We start from the raw sequence: 11991 nt of genomic DNA, 5'->3' as shown, positions 1-11991 counted from the left end.
CATCAAAGCGGGGCGGACGGACGGCGTCAAGCCGGTTGGCCTAGTGGGCCGCGCGCAGCGCGGCGACCAGCCACTCCACGGCCGGGACCGCGGGCGGGAACGGTTCCCGCCGGTTGAGCACGCCGATCAACTGCCAGTACCGCTCCACCCGCCGGTCGGTGAAGGCGGCGATCCCGTCGGCCATCGCCCGGCGCTGGTCCGGGGTGAGCGTCGGGTCCACCATCTCGTCGAGCACCGCCCGAGCCTCGGGCGACGCCGGGTCGATCCCGGCGGCCAGGGCCGCACGCGCCGGCTCGACCGACGGCATCGGCTCCGGTGGCGGCGCCGTCGCGTCGGCCGACCCGGCCACCGCCATCTCGCGTACCCGACGGCGGAAGTCCGGGTCGGCCACCAGCTCGGCCAGCTCCAGCCAGGCGTCCACCTCCTCGTCGGTGGGCTCGTCCGGCAGGTCCGCCGGCAGCGCCCGCATGGCCTGGGCCAGGCCGGCACCCAGGTCGACGTCGACGCCGTCGAAGACCTCGGCCACGAAGTCGTCGATGATCCGCTGCCGCTCCCGGGCGGAGAGGCGGGCCAGGTCGTTCATGATTCTCAACTCCTCGGTCGTACTGCCACGTCGGGTGACCGACCGCAGCACCGCCCGGCGCAGCCGCAGCGTCCGGATCTCCGCGTCCAGTGCCCGGACGTGCGCCTGCGCCACGTCCCGGACGGTGGACTGCCGGTCCACGATCCGGCGTACGTCGTCCAGGCCGATGCCCAGCTCGCGCAGGGAGCGCAGCAGCTCCAGCCGGGCCACGGCGGCTGCGTCGTAGAGCCGGTAGCCGCCCGGCGATCGGCCGGTCGGGGGCAACAGGTCCAGGTCGGACCAGAAGCGGATGGTCCGGACCGAGAGGCCGGTCCGGCGGGCGAGCTGCCCGATGGTGAACAGGTCGGTGCGGTCGTCCACGTCGAAGAGCCTCCTGTCTCCAGCCGCTGGAGAGTCAACCCGGAAACGGGCTCGCGGCCACCCGCCGCACCTGGCACCCTCTGCGCAGATGGGAACGGCACAGGGTTTCGCGTACGCCGAGCGCTCCGACGGCACCGTGGTGATCACCCACCACGGGCGGGTGGCGGGCACGTTGCGCGGCGGCCGGGCGGCGGAGTTCCTCGCCGAGGTCGACGACGACCCGCAGCTCGTGATGGCCCGGTGGACCGGCAACTACCGCCGGGGCAACGAGCGGACCGCCCGCCGGCACCCCCGCAACCGGGGCTGAACAAACGCGAGGGGCCCGCGCTCGGGTGAGCGCGGGCCCCTCGACGGTACGTGCGACTACAGCGGGATGTTGCCGTGCGCGCCCCGGGCCGCCGGGGCGGCGGCGAGGGCCTCGGCGATGCGGCGACGGGTCTCGGCGGGGGTGATGACGTCGTCGACCACGCCGATCTCCAGGGCGCGGTTGACGCCGCCCGCGACCCGGGTCTGTTCCTCGATCAGCCGCGCGCGCAGCGTCTCGCGTTCCTCGGCGGGGGCGGCGGCCAGCTTCTTGCGGTGCAGGATGTTGACCGCGGCGCTGGCGCCCATGACGGCGACCTCGGCGTGGGGCCAGGCGAACACGGCGGTCGCCCCCAGGGAGCGGGAGTTCATCGCGATGTACGCCCCGCCGTAGGCCTTGCGGGTCACCAGGGTCACCCGGGGCACGACGGCCTCGGCGAAGGCGTGCAGCAGCTTCGCGCCGCGGCGCACCACGCCGTCCCACTCCTGGCCGAGGCCGGGCAGGTAGCCGGGCACGTCGACCAGCACGATCAGCGGCACGCCGAGGGAGTCGCACATCCGCACGAACCGGGCCGCCTTCTCGGCGCTGGAGGCGTCGAGGCAGCCGCCCAGGCGCAGCGGGTTGTTGGCGATCACCCCGACGGTACGGCCGGCGAACCGGCCCAGGGTGGTGACCACGTTCGGCGCCCACTTGGCGTGCAGCTCCACCCCGGGAGCGTCCAGCAGCGCCTTGACCACCGGCTTGACGTCGTAGGCCCGGTTCGTCTCCGCCGGCATCTTCGCCGCCAGGTCGTGCCCCTGGTCACCCTCCACCGCCACGTCGTCGGGCGACAGCCGACCCTGGCGTCCCAGCAGCGCGGCGAGCTTGCGCGACTCGGCCAGCGCCGACTCGTCGTCCTTGCACGTCACGTGGACCACCCCGGAGCGGCGGCCGTGCGGCTCCGGCCCGCCCAGCCGCTCCATGTCGACCTGCTCACCGGTGACGCTGCGTACCACCTCCGGACCGGTCACGAAGATCCGTCCGGCCCCGCTCATGACCACGATGTCGGTCAACGCCGGCCCGTACGCCGCGCCGCCGGCCGCGGGACCCAGCACCACCGAGATCTGCGGCACCCGCCCCGACGCGCGCACCATCGCGGCGAACACCTGACCCACCGCGTCCAGCGCCACCACGCCCTCGGCCAGCCGGGCCCCACCGGAGTGCCACAACCCCAGCACCGGCACCCGCTCCCGCACCGCGGTGTCGATGGCGTCCACGACGTGCCGGCACCCCTCGGTGCCCATCGCCCCGCCCATCCGCGTGGCGTCGGTCGCGTACGCGACCACCGGCGTGCCGTCGATCTCGCCCCGCGCCCACAGGACGCCGGAGGTGTCCCGGGGCGCCATCAACCGCAACGAACCGGCATCGAACAGCGCCCGCAGCCGCAACTCCGGATCTCGGTGGTCCACGACGGGTGAAGTGTCCGCACCAACGGCGGTGGTGGTCACGTGAGCCTCCAAGGCTGTGGTCTCAGGCCCGCGTGAAGACGAGAGCCACGTTGTGCCCGCCGAAGCCGAACGAGTTGTTCAGCGCGGCGGGGATGTCCAGGTGGCGCGCCTTGTTCGCGGCCACCTCCAGGGTGAGGCCGTCGTCCGGGTCGTCGAGGTTGATCGTCGGGGGCACGACACTGTCGCGGATCGCCAGGATGGTGGCGATCGACTCCAGCGCGCCCGCCGCACCCAGCAGGTGACCGGACATCGACTTGGTGGAGGACAGCACCGGGTGGTCGCCGAGCGCCTCGTGCAGCGCCTTGATCTCCGCCACGTCACCGACCGGGGTCGACGTGGCGTGCGCGTTGACGTGCGTGATGTCGGACCTGGCGACGTCCGCGTCGGCGATCGCCTTCGCGATGGCCCGGATCGCGCCCTCCCCCTCCGGGTGCGGCTGCACGATGTCGTAGCCGTCGGAGGTGATGCCGGCCCCGGCCAGGCGCGCGTACACCCGGGCACCCCGGGCGGCGGCGTGGTCCGCGCGCTCCAGCACCAGGATGCCCGCGCCCTCGCCGAGCACGAAGCCGTCGCGGCCCTTGTCCCACGGCCGGGAGGCCCGCTCCGGCTCGTCGTTGCGCGTCGACATGGCCCGCATCGAGCTGAAGCCGGCGATCGGCAGCTGGTGGATGACCGCCTCGGTGCCGCCGGCCACCACCACGTCGGCGCGGCCGGCGCGGATCATGTCCAGGCCGAGCGCGATCGCCTCCGCACCGGTCGCGCAGGCGCTGGCCACCGAGTGCACCCCCGCCTTCGCGCCCAGCTCCAGCCCCACCCAGGCGGCGGGGCCGTTCGGCATCAGCATCGGGATGGTGTGCGGGGAGACCCGCCGCGGGCCGGAGGCCTCCAGGACGTCGTCCTGGGCGAGCAGGGTCAGCGCGCCGCCGATGCCCGAGCCGACGCTGACGCCCAGCCGCTCCCGGTCCAGCCCGGAATCGGCCAGGCCGGCGTCCGCCCAGGCCTGCTGCGCCGCGATGATCGCGATCGCCTCGGAACGGTCCAGCCGGCGCAGCTTGACCCGGTCGAGCAGGCCGGCCGGATCCACCGCGAGCTGGGCGGCGATCCGGACCGGCAGCTGCTCGGCCCACTCCTGGGTGAGGGCACTCACCCCGGAGCGGCCGGCGAGCATGGCGTCCCAGGTCGACGCGACGTCCCCGCCCAGCGGGGTGGTCGCGCCGAGCCCGGTGACGACGACGTCGGTGTGCGCCATGATCAGGACTGCGCCTCGATGTAGCTGACGGCGTCCCCGACGGTCTTCAGGTTCTGCACCTCGTTGTCCGGGATCTTGACGCCGAACTTCTCCTCGGCCGCCACCACGACCTCCACCATGGAGAGCGAGTCGACGTCCAGGTCGTCGGTGAAGGACTTCCCCTCGGCCACGTCGTCCGGGTTCACCCCGGCAACCTCTTCGAGGATCTCGGCGAGGCCGGCGGTGATCTCGTCACGGGTCATTGCGGTTTGGTTCCTCTCATCGGTTTCACTCGACGGCCGACGACGCCGGCCGTCACTCCCCGGCGCTGGCGCGCCGGAGGGGCTTCAGGGGCAGCGGACGACCTGACCGGCGTAGGTCAGGCCGCCGCCGAAGCCGAAGAGCAGCACCGGGGCGCCCGAGGGCACCTCCCGCCGCTCGACCAGCTTGGACAGGGCCAGCGGCACGCTCGCCGCCGAGGTGTTGCCGGACTCGACGATGTCCTTGGCGATGATCGCGTTCGGGATGCCGAGCCGCTTCACGATGCCGTCGATGATCCGGGCGTTGGCCTGGTGCGGCACGAAGGCGGCCAGCTCCGACGGGTCCACCCCGGCGCGCTCGCACGCCTGCCGGGCCAGCGGCGCCAGCTCGGTGGTGGCCCAGCGGAAGACCGACTGCCCCTCCTGCTGGATGTACGGGCGCCAGCCCTCGATGCGTACCGCGTCGCTCTTCTCCGGGGCCGAGCCCCAGACCACCGGGCCGATGCCGGCGGGCTCGTCCTCGGCGGTGGCCGTCACCACGGCGGCGCCCGCGCCGTCGGCGAAGATGATGCACGTGGAGCGGTCCGTCCAGTCGACGATGTCGGAGAGCTTCTCCGCGCCGATCACCAGGGCGTTGCGCGAGGCGCCGGCCCGGATGGCGTGGTCCACCGTGCCCAGCGCGTAGGCGAAACCGGAGCAGGCCGTGTTGATGTCGTACGCCCCGGGCGCGGTGATGCCGAGCTTGGCGGCGACCCGGCAGGCGACGTTCGGGCTGCGGTCGACGGCGCTGCAGGTGGCGACGACGACCAGGTCGATGTCGGCGGCGGTGAGGCCGGCGTTGGCCAGCGCCTTGCCGGCGGCGGCGGCGGCCATGTCGGTGACCGACTCGCCGTCGGCGATCCGTCGGGTGACGATGCCGACCCGGTCGCGGATCCACTCGTCGCTGGTCTCCACCAGCTGCGCGATCTCGTCGTTGGTGACCACCCGGGAGGGCTGGTAGTGCCCCATGGCGAGGATCCGGCTGCCGGTCATGCGTGACCTCCGATGCGAACGAGCGGCTGGCCCGGCGCGACCGGGTCGTCGTGGTGGGCGAGCCACTCGGTGAGCACCCCGCCGGCGTGGGCGGCCACCTCGACCGGGCCCTGCCGGGTGGCGATGTGGCCGACGACCTGCCCGGCGTCGAGCGTCTCGCCCTCGGCGAGGCTCTCCGCCGGCTCGAAGGTGCCGGCCGACGGGGCCACCACCACGCGGAACTGCATGGTCGGCTCGTGGCTCGGCGCCATCCCGTGCCGGGCGATCAGGTCCCGTGCGGCGGGCAGGTCGTCCGGGGTGTTCAGGGTGACGATCTCCGGGAGGCCGCTCTCCTTGAGCTCCCGCTTGACCAGGCCCGCGAGGGTGCCCGCCGGGGGCAGCTCGATCACGCCGGTCACCCCGAGGTCGGCCAGCGTGCGCATGCAGAGGTCCCAGCGCACCGGCGCGGTGACCTGCCGGACCAGGCGCTGCACCATGTCGCGCCCGTGGTCGACCGCGGCGCCGTCGATGTTGGACAGCAGGATCCGGGTCGGGTCGGCGGGGGTGATCCCGGCGGCGACGGCGGCGAGCGCCGCCTCGGCGGGGGCCATGTACGGGGTGTGGAAGGCGCCGGCCACCTTGAGGCGGATCACCCGGGCCTTGGTCGGCGGCTCGGCGGCGAGCTTCTCCAGGCCCGCGACCGCGCCGGCGGCGACGAACTGGCCGGCGCCGTTGCGGTTGGCCGGGTGCAGCCCGTGCGCGGCGATCGTGGCGAGCACCTCGTCGGGGTCACCGCCCAGCACGGCGGCCATCCCGGTCGGCTCCAGCGCGCAGGCGTCGGCCATCTCGCGGCCGCGTACGCCGGCGAGGGTGATCGCCGCCTCCGCGGGCAGCACCCCGGCGAGCGCCGCCGCGCCCAGCTCGCCCACGCTGTGGCCGGCGGTGACGGTGACGTCGTACATCGGCAGGTGTTCGGCGGCGAGCAGCGCCGCCGCGACCAGCAGCGGCTGGGTGCGGGCGGTGTCCTTGATCTCGTCGGCGTCGGCCGCGGTGCCGAGGTGCACCAGGTCGACCCCGGCCATCGCCGACCACCACCGCAGACGGGCCTCGGCGCCGGGCAGGTCGAGCCAGGGGGTCAGGAAGCCGGGTTTCTGGGAACCCTGGCCGGGAGAGAGTACGGCGAGCACGTCTATGACTCTCCCGGATACGCGCGGGTAGCGCTGTGCCGCCCTCGACCAAACCGCACTAGAACCTTTGGAGGGTTCCTACAAAGATCGGCGGTGATCGTCACCCGACTGTGATGTTTTCCTGGCGGCTGGGGTCATTGTCTGGGTTGGGACCACCGGGACCACCGGGTCGAGCCGGCCGACGGTGAGCGCCACCTGGAGGGCGAACGCGTCCCGCGCGGTGAGCGGCGAGAAGCCGGTCACGTCGGCGATCCGCCGCAGCCGGTAGCGCACCGTGTTCGGGTGCACGAAGAGGGCGCGGGCGGCGCTCTCCAGCGTGCCGCCAGCCGCGAAGAACGCGTCGAGGGTCTCCAGCAACTCGCCACCCGCCCGCACGAGCGCGGCGTAGACGTCGTGCCGCAGCCGCCGGCGCGCCTCCGCGTCACCGGCCAGCGCGCGCTCCGGCAGCAGGTCGCCCGCCGGCACCGGCCGGGGCGCGGTCGGCCAGGCGGGGGCGGCCCGGAAGCCGGCCAGCGCGGCGCGGGCCGACTCGGTCGCCTCGTCCAGGCTCGGCACGGCCGGGCCGACCACCACCGGCCCGTCGCCGAACGCGCCGAGCAGCTTGACGGTGGCGGCGACGGGATCGGCGGCGCCCCCGAGCACGATGACCAGCCGGTCGCCGTGCACCCCGCCGATCACCTCCGCGCCGATGCGCCGGGCCTGCCGGTGCACGGTGTGCAGCACGGCGGACACCTCGCCGCCGGGGGAGCGGCCGACCGCCACCGCCACCGGCGGGGCGTCCGCCCAGCCGAGCGCCGCCGCGCGGCTGGCCAGCACGTCCGGCGAGTCGCCCCGCAGCAGCGCGTCCACCAGCAACGCCTGCAACCGGGCGTCCCAGGAGCCGCGGGACTCGGCGGCCCGGGCGTACGCGCGGGCGGCGGCGAAGGCGATCTCCCGGGAGAACCGCAGCACCGCCTCGCGCAACTGCTGCTCCTCGCCCGGCGCGGCCAGGTGCGAGACCTGCTCCTCGACGACGTCGATCATCACCTTGATCAGCGCCACCGTCTGCTGGAGGCTGATCGAGCGGGCCAGCGCCTGCGGCGCGGTGGCGAAGACCTCGTCGGAGACCTCCTGGGTGCTGTCCGCCGTGCCACCGCCGTCGCGCAGCCACTGCACCAGCGACCGGGCGCCGGCCTGGGCCACCAGCATCACCCAGGAACGGTGGTCGGCGGGCAGGTCACGGAACCAGGGCAGGGCCTCGTCCATCCGGGCCACGCTGGCGGTGGCCAGCGCCCCCGCCGCCCGCTCGATCCGGCGCAGCGTGGCCGACAGCTCCGTACCGCCCGGCTCGCTCACCGCTCCAGCCTGACACGTCCCGACCTGGACCTTCACGCCGGGCGGCACGCTCGGCGGTGACCCCGGGCGGGGCCGGCGGGTCGGGTCAGGCGGGCGGGGGAGCGGGCAGCCCCAGCTCCTGGGCCAGGATGGCGGCCTGCACCCGGCTGCGCAGGTCCAGCTTGGCGAGGATCCGGCTGACATGGGTCTTGGTGGTGCTCTCCGCCATCGCCAGCCGGTCGGCGATCTGCTGGTTGGACAGCCCGAGCCCGAGGCAGGCCAGCACGTCCCGCTCCCGGGGGGTCAGCGCGTCCACCGCCGCCCGGGTCGCCCCGGAGGCGGCCGGGGCGGTCGCCGCGAACGCGGTGATCAGCCGGCGGGTCACCGCCGGGGCGATGAACCCCTCGCCCCGGGCGACCGTCCGCACCGCCGCCACCAGCCCCTCGGCATCGGTGTCCTTCAGCACGAAGCCCGCCGCGCCGGCCCGCAGCGCGCCGAAGACGTACTCGTCGAGGTCGAAGGTGGTGAGCACGAGCACGTCGGCGAGCCGGTCGGCGACGATCTCCCGGGTGGCCGAGATACCGTCCAGCCGGGGCATCCGCACGTCCATGACCGCCACGTCGGGCCGCAACTCGCGGCACAGCCGGACAGCCTCCGCGCCGTCGTCGGCCTCGCCCACCACGGCGACCCCGGGCGTGCCGGCCAGGATCAGCGCCAGCCCGGCCCGCACCGCCGGCTGGTCGTCGGCGAGCAGCACCCGGATCACCTCGGCCATGACACGTCCCGTCCCCTCACGCCGCCTCGCCCGTCGGCAGCTCCACCCGTACCCGCCAGCGGCCCTGCGCCGGGCCGGCGGCGAACCGCCCGTTGAGCAGCGCCGCCCGCTCCCGCATCCCGATCAGGCCGGCGCCCGCGCCGCTCGGCGCGCCACCGTCGGCGCCCACCCGGTTGTCCACGCCCACCACCACCCCCGCCGGCTCGTACGCGACCAGCAGGTCGGCCTCGCCGGCGCCGTGCTTGAGCGCGTTGGTCAGCGACTCCTGCACGATCCGGTACGCGGCCAGGTCCACCCCGACCGGCAGCGGGCGGGGCTCGCCGCGCCGGGTCACCCGCACCGCCAGCCCGGCGGCGCGGGCCCGGTCGACCAGCCCGTCGACCTCGCTCAGCCGCGCCCGGGTCGTCTCGTCCGTCGCGTCGACGGCCGGCCCGCTCCCCGCCGGCTCCCGGAGCAGGCCGATCATCTGCCGCATCTCCGCCAGGCCCTGCACGCTGTTCTCCCGGATCACCCGCAGCGCCGACTGGACCTGCGCCCGGTCGAGCCCCGGCACGGAGAGCGCGGCCGTGGCGTGGATCGCCACGCGCTCAGGTGGTTGGCGATCACGTCGTGCAGCTCCCGGGCCATCCGGGCCCGTTCCGCGCTGACCGCCTGCCGCCGGTCGAGCTCCACCAACCGCGCGGTCTGCTCGGCCCGGGCCCGCTCGGCCGCCGCCTGGTCCCGGTACTGCCGCACGCTGATCCCGGTGAGCACCGGCAGCACCCCGGCCAGCACCACCAGCACCCCGAAACCCACGCCCCGCCAGTCACCGGTCAGCAGCACCCCCGCCGCCGCGCCGAGCACGCTCAGCCCGACCATGACCCGCAGCAGCCAGCGCCAGGTCCGCGCCGAACCGAACACGCACGCGTCGTAGAGCACCTGGGTGTAGACGAGGACGGTGGCCACCGAGCCGCCCATCGCGAGGTCGACCACCGCCGCCACGGTGCCGAGGGCCAGGCTGCCGCGGCTGGCGACCCGGCGCAGGCCCACCGCCACGCAGGCCGCCGCCAGCGGCAGCAGGAACAGCGGCTCCGGCAGGCCCGGGTGCCAGGGCAGCTGCGGCTGTGTGCCCAGGGCGTACATGACCGCGCCGCCGGCCAGGGACGCGGCGGCGAGCATCAGGTCCCGGCCGGCGGTGCCGGGCCCGAGCCAGGTCGGCGCTCGCATGGCCCCGATCCCACCACACCGGCCGCCGCCCGGGCTCCGACCGCCGGAGGAGCCCGCCCCGCCCCACCCCCACCGAAAGATGTACGCCGCCCGGCCCGGTGGGGGTGGGAGTGCGGGTGCAGGGCCGCGGGGCGGGTGTGGGGACGGTGGGGGTGGGTCCGTCGAAGGGGGGAGGGAGATCTCGTCTTCGGCGGTGAGGGTTGCGCGCCCGGGGCGGGGCAGGGTGGTGGGGCACGAACGGGGAGGGGCAGGAATGCTGCTGGGAGTCATCGTCGCCTGCGAGATCGGGTTCTGGGTGGTGCTCGCCGCCGGGCTGGTCGCGCGGTATCCGCTGCGCCGGCCGCGGCTGGGCGCCGCGCTGCTGGTCTGCGTACCGCTGGTGGACCTGGTGCTGCTCGCGGCGAGCGCGCTCGACCTGCGGCGCGGCGCCACCGCGGACGTCACCCACGGCCTGGCCGCCGCCTACCTCGGCTTCTCGGTGGCTTTCGGGCACTCGATGATCCGCTGGGCCGACCAGCGCTTCGCGCACCGCTTCGCCGGCGGCCCGCCGCCGGTCAAGCCGCCGCGGCACGGGTGGGCGCGGACCCGGCACGAGTGGCGGGAGTGGGGCAAGGGCCTGCTCGGGTGGGCGATCGCCTGCGCGCTGCTCGGGGCGGCGATCGTCTGGGTCGACGACGCCGAGCGGACCCGGGAGCTGACGAACTGGATCGGCAGACTCTCCCTCGCCATCGTCATCTGGCTGGTCGCCTTCCCGGTCTGGGAGACGATCTTCCCGCGCCGGGCGCGGCGCTGACCCGGGTCCGGCTGCACGGCCCGTCGGTGCCGGCCAGTACGGTGACAGGGCACGTCGGGGCGACCTCGGCGGGCGTGGCGAGCGTGAGGAGACCGGATGGCGCACGGGGAGGCCGAGCACGGCTGCGCCCAGGGTGAGCCCTGCCGGACGGGCCACCACGACCAGCAGGCGGCCGCCAAGCATCACCGCCGGCTGCCCGGCGGGTTCCCGGCCCATGCGCCGGAGCCCCCTGGTCGTGCGGCGGAGCGTGCCGACGAGGACGCCCCGGTGCCCCGGCAGCGTGCCGCCGAGGCGGCCCTGCCCGGCGAGGTCGAGCCGGCGGCGGCGCAGGGCTGCCGCAGCGACCTGCCCGGTTGGGCCGGCGCGCACCGGCACGGCCCGGTCCGCCCCCGGCACCGTGTCGTCCGCCGGGAGCGACCGCCACGCCGCTGGTGCTGACCCCACTGGGCGCCGTCCACGTGGCACGGACGTTCCCGCTGGCGCAGGCCGCCGACGCCCACCGCCTGACGGAGGCGGGGCACGTCCGCGGCGGGGCGGTCCTGGAGGTCTGACCCGTCGAACCGGCCCGGCCGCCGGGACGGTCGGGCGACGGCGGGACGGTCGGGCGACGGCGGGACGGTCGGGCGACGGCGGCCCCGGGGGCGGTGCGTGTGCCGGCGGCGGCGCGGGCCGTCAGCGGGTGCGGCGGCGGACCAGCAGCGCGATCCCGGCGAGACCGGACGTGATCACCAGCACCACCGCCACGTTGAGCAGCAGCAGTCGCTGCAGCTCGCCGAGGGCCTCGTCGATGTCCTTCGCCGGGTTGAGCGCGTCCTCCGGGATGACCCGCTCGCCGCCGCCGACGCCACCGCTCACCGTGTCGAACTGCCGCTCCAGCGGCACACCGGCGGTGCGGAGCGTCTCCGACATGCTGAGCCGGCCGAGGAACCACCCCGCGGCGGTCTTGCGGGAGTCGGGCTGCTTGGCGGGCCGGTAGACCCGCGGGCCGCCGACCGCCTTCGGGTAGAGGTCGTACGTCTGCTTCGGAACGTCTCCGGCGAACACCACGACCGTGTACTTCGGACCGAGGTCGGCCGCCTTCGGGCCACGGGCCTGCCCGGTGCGGCCGAGGAAGTTGACCTGGTCGATGACCGCCACGACGTGCGCCGGGTGGGCGTCGGCGTGCAGCCGCAGCGGCTCGGCCAGGCCCTCGCCGGTGATCTCCACGCCGGCGGGCGGCGGCTTCGGCGCCGCCTTCGCCGCCCCGGCGAGGCCGAGCGACAGGACCGTCGCCGCGAGCCCGCCCGCCAGCACCGCGACCAGTCGCCGCATCGTCCGGACCATCGCCGCCTCCTCGCCCCGTTCGATGGATGGCTTGCTGCAGGTCACGCGTTGCCTGGCCGACGGAGTGACCGAACCCGCACACATCGGGTGCCCACTCTCAAGACTCCGCAGAACGTCGATCGGTTGCAGCTCGTGGAACAGTAATTGGAACTATCTGCGA

Annotated in this window: 14 protein-coding genes and 1 pseudogene; 4 read left to right on the top strand and 11 right to left on the bottom strand. The window is 75.2% G+C overall.

Annotated features, from left to right (window positions below; translation table 11 throughout):
* Nucleotides 1-40: 40 nt before the first annotated feature.
* Nucleotides 41-943: a MerR family transcriptional regulator gene (locus tag AB0G14_RS07195; RefSeq protein WP_357694617.1), complete on the bottom strand. Its 903-nt coding sequence runs from the start codon at nucleotides 941-943 to the stop codon at nucleotides 41-43.
* 88 nt (nucleotides 944-1031) lie between these two features.
* Here AB0G14_RS07195 and AB0G14_RS07190 point away from each other — a divergent pair, with 88 nt between their 5' ends.
* Complete coding sequence (locus tag AB0G14_RS07190; protein ID WP_357694615.1) at nucleotides 1032-1250, top strand: hypothetical protein; 219 nt, start codon at nucleotides 1032-1034, stop codon at nucleotides 1248-1250.
* Between the two features lie 56 nt (nucleotides 1251-1306).
* Here the strand turns inward: AB0G14_RS07190 and AB0G14_RS07185 are convergent, their stop codons facing one another.
* The 9 genes and pseudogenes from AB0G14_RS07185 to AB0G14_RS07145 all read right to left on the bottom strand — a co-directional run bounded on the left by AB0G14_RS07185 (nucleotide 1307) and on the right by AB0G14_RS07145 (nucleotide 9715).
* On the bottom strand, nucleotides 1307-2695 hold the full coding sequence (locus AB0G14_RS07185) for a carboxyl transferase domain-containing protein (protein ID WP_357694708.1): 1389 nt from the start codon (nucleotides 2693-2695) through the stop codon (nucleotides 1307-1309).
* 61 nt (nucleotides 2696-2756) lie between these two features.
* Nucleotides 2757-3983 (bottom strand): beta-ketoacyl-ACP synthase II, encoded by a 1227-nt coding sequence (gene fabF / locus AB0G14_RS07180; RefSeq protein WP_357694613.1) that lies wholly within the window; start codon nucleotides 3981-3983, stop codon nucleotides 2757-2759.
* A 2-nt stretch (nucleotides 3984-3985) separates the two neighbouring features.
* Nucleotides 3986-4225 (bottom strand): acyl carrier protein, encoded by a 240-nt coding sequence (locus AB0G14_RS07175; RefSeq protein ID WP_007072348.1) that lies wholly within the window; start codon nucleotides 4223-4225, stop codon nucleotides 3986-3988.
* 84 nt (nucleotides 4226-4309) lie between these two features.
* Complete coding sequence (locus tag AB0G14_RS07170) at nucleotides 4310-5254, bottom strand: beta-ketoacyl-ACP synthase III (RefSeq protein ID WP_350707730.1); 945 nt, start codon at nucleotides 5252-5254, stop codon at nucleotides 4310-4312.
* Complete coding sequence (locus tag AB0G14_RS07165) at nucleotides 5251-6420, bottom strand: acyltransferase domain-containing protein (protein ID WP_357694611.1); 1170 nt, start codon at nucleotides 6418-6420, stop codon at nucleotides 5251-5253. The genes AB0G14_RS07170 and AB0G14_RS07165 overlap by 4 nt, the downstream gene beginning before the upstream one ends.
* Nucleotides 6421-6498: 78 nt before the next feature.
* Nucleotides 6499-7770, bottom strand: a pseudogene (locus tag AB0G14_RS07160) (helix-turn-helix domain-containing protein); the annotation flags it as partial.
* A 70-nt stretch (nucleotides 7771-7840) separates the two neighbouring features.
* Nucleotides 7841-8509 carry a response regulator transcription factor gene (locus AB0G14_RS07155; protein ID WP_357694609.1) on the bottom strand — a complete coding sequence of 223 codons (669 nt, stop codon included), beginning with the start codon at nucleotides 8507-8509 and terminating at the stop codon, nucleotides 7841-7843.
* A 16-nt stretch (nucleotides 8510-8525) separates the two neighbouring features.
* Nucleotides 8526-9092 carry a hypothetical protein gene (locus tag AB0G14_RS07150; protein ID WP_357694607.1) on the bottom strand — a complete coding sequence of 189 codons (567 nt, stop codon included), beginning with the start codon at nucleotides 9090-9092 and terminating at the stop codon, nucleotides 8526-8528.
* Nucleotides 9017-9715: a histidine kinase gene (locus AB0G14_RS07145; RefSeq protein ID WP_357694605.1), complete on the bottom strand. Its 699-nt coding sequence runs from the start codon at nucleotides 9713-9715 to the stop codon at nucleotides 9017-9019. Before AB0G14_RS07145 ends, AB0G14_RS07150 begins: the two co-directional genes overlap by 76 nt.
* Before the next feature lie 253 nt (nucleotides 9716-9968).
* On the opposite strand from AB0G14_RS07145, the gene AB0G14_RS07140 reads away from it, so the two are divergent.
* The 3 genes from AB0G14_RS07140 to AB0G14_RS07130 all read left to right on the top strand — a co-directional run bounded on the left by AB0G14_RS07140 (nucleotide 9969) and on the right by AB0G14_RS07130 (nucleotide 11059).
* Nucleotides 9969-10508 carry a hypothetical protein gene (locus AB0G14_RS07140; RefSeq protein ID WP_357694603.1) on the top strand — a complete coding sequence of 180 codons (540 nt, stop codon included), beginning with the start codon at nucleotides 9969-9971 and terminating at the stop codon, nucleotides 10506-10508.
* Between the two features lie 96 nt (nucleotides 10509-10604).
* Nucleotides 10605-10946, top strand: a complete 342-nt coding sequence (locus AB0G14_RS07135; RefSeq protein WP_350707739.1) for a hypothetical protein — start codon at nucleotides 10605-10607, stop codon at nucleotides 10944-10946.
* On the top strand, nucleotides 10940-11059 hold the full coding sequence (locus AB0G14_RS07130) for a zinc-binding dehydrogenase (RefSeq protein WP_357694601.1): 120 nt from the start codon (nucleotides 10940-10942) through the stop codon (nucleotides 11057-11059). Before AB0G14_RS07135 ends, AB0G14_RS07130 begins: the two co-directional genes overlap by 7 nt.
* Nucleotides 11060-11180: 121 nt before the next feature.
* Here the strand turns inward: AB0G14_RS07130 and AB0G14_RS07125 are convergent, their stop codons facing one another.
* The gene (locus AB0G14_RS07125; protein WP_357694599.1) at nucleotides 11181-11831 is read right to left on the bottom strand and encodes a hypothetical protein; all 651 of its coding nucleotides are present in this window, start codon (nucleotides 11829-11831) and stop codon (nucleotides 11181-11183) included.
* Between the last annotated feature and the right edge of the window lie 160 nt (nucleotides 11832-11991).

Source organism: Micromonospora sp. NPDC023814, assembly GCF_040639595.1.
GTDB lineage: Bacteria > Actinomycetota > Actinomycetes > Mycobacteriales > Micromonosporaceae > Micromonospora.
This window is presented reverse-complemented; position numbering and strand designations above follow the sequence as displayed.

What these genes read in the sequence shown, in the direction of transcription:
- AB0G14_RS07190 (WP_357694615.1), top strand. Translation starts at nt 1,032, where the DNA reads ATGGGAACGGCACAGGGTTTCGCGTACGCCGAGCGCTCCGACGGCACC.
- fabF (WP_357694613.1), bottom strand. Translation starts at nt 3,983, where the DNA reads ATGGCGCACACCGACGTCGTCGTCACCGGGCTCGGCGCGACCACCCCG.
- AB0G14_RS07175 (WP_007072348.1), bottom strand. Translation starts at nt 4,225, where the DNA reads ATGACCCGTGACGAGATCACCGCCGGCCTCGCCGAGATCCTCGAAGAG.
- AB0G14_RS07170 (WP_350707730.1), bottom strand. Translation starts at nt 5,254, where the DNA reads ATGACCGGCAGCCGGATCCTCGCCATGGGGCACTACCAGCCCTCCCGG.
- AB0G14_RS07155 (WP_357694609.1), bottom strand. Translation starts at nt 8,509, where the DNA reads ATGGCCGAGGTGATCCGGGTGCTGCTCGCCGACGACCAGCCGGCGGTG.
- AB0G14_RS07145 (WP_357694605.1), bottom strand. Translation starts at nt 9,715, where the DNA reads ATGCGAGCGCCGACCTGGCTCGGGCCCGGCACCGCCGGCCGGGACCTG.
- AB0G14_RS07140 (WP_357694603.1), top strand. Translation starts at nt 9,969, where the DNA reads ATGCTGCTGGGAGTCATCGTCGCCTGCGAGATCGGGTTCTGGGTGGTG.
- AB0G14_RS07135 (WP_350707739.1), top strand. Translation starts at nt 10,605, where the DNA reads ATGGCGCACGGGGAGGCCGAGCACGGCTGCGCCCAGGGTGAGCCCTGC.
- AB0G14_RS07125 (WP_357694599.1), bottom strand. Translation starts at nt 11,831, where the DNA reads ATGGTCCGGACGATGCGGCGACTGGTCGCGGTGCTGGCGGGCGGGCTC.